Source organism: Deltaproteobacteria bacterium (assembly GCA_005879535.1).
Classification (GTDB): Bacteria; Myxococcota; Myxococcia; order Myxococcales; family 40CM-4-68-19; genus 40CM-4-68-19.
Genome location: VBKI01000111.1, coordinates 5,399 through 5,818, shown reverse-complemented (window position 1 = coordinate 5,818; position 420 = coordinate 5,399). Strand labels below are relative to the sequence as shown.

Annotated in this window: 1 protein-coding gene (running past one end of the window); it reads right to left on the bottom strand. The window is 66.4% G+C overall.

What is annotated here, in order from left to right; all coding sequences use genetic code 11:
* Nucleotides 1-109: 109 nt before the first annotated feature.
* A protein-coding gene (locus E6J58_24170; GenBank protein TMB31693.1) for a hypothetical protein crosses the window boundary here: on the bottom strand, nucleotides 110-420 show its end. Its footprint extends 1,078 nt past the window's final position; the window shows 311 of its 1,389 coding nt (coding positions 1,079-1,389); its start codon lies beyond the right edge, outside the window; its stop codon occupies nucleotides 110-112.

Sequence of the window (420 nt, the reverse complement as noted above, 5' to 3'; positions counted from 1 at the left end):
CTCGAGTGGCCGTCGATCAAATGCGCGGCTTTGACGAGCACGCGCTCCGGCGGCCGCGCCGCCGGAGGCGTCTCGCGCAGGGCTTGGGCGAGGAGGAAGACGAGCGCGATCAGCATGGCGCCGGCACCGTCTCACGGCGCCATGCTGGGGCGCAACGCTGGCCAGCTACGGCGCTACCTCGTATGGGAACGATCTCGAGGTCGTGCCGTTGCCGCTCTCGCCTGAGGTCGTTCCATCGCCGACGACGAGCTGCACCGAGTACGAACCGTCCGTGTCGGCAGTAAACGTCGTCGACGCGGCATGGGCATCGGCGAAGGTTCCGGTCGAGTCGAGAGGTTGGGTTGCGAAGCTCCAAGCGTACGAGAACGACTGATTCAGGCCACACCCGCTGCTCGTGCTCGAGCCCGTATCCAGGAAAAG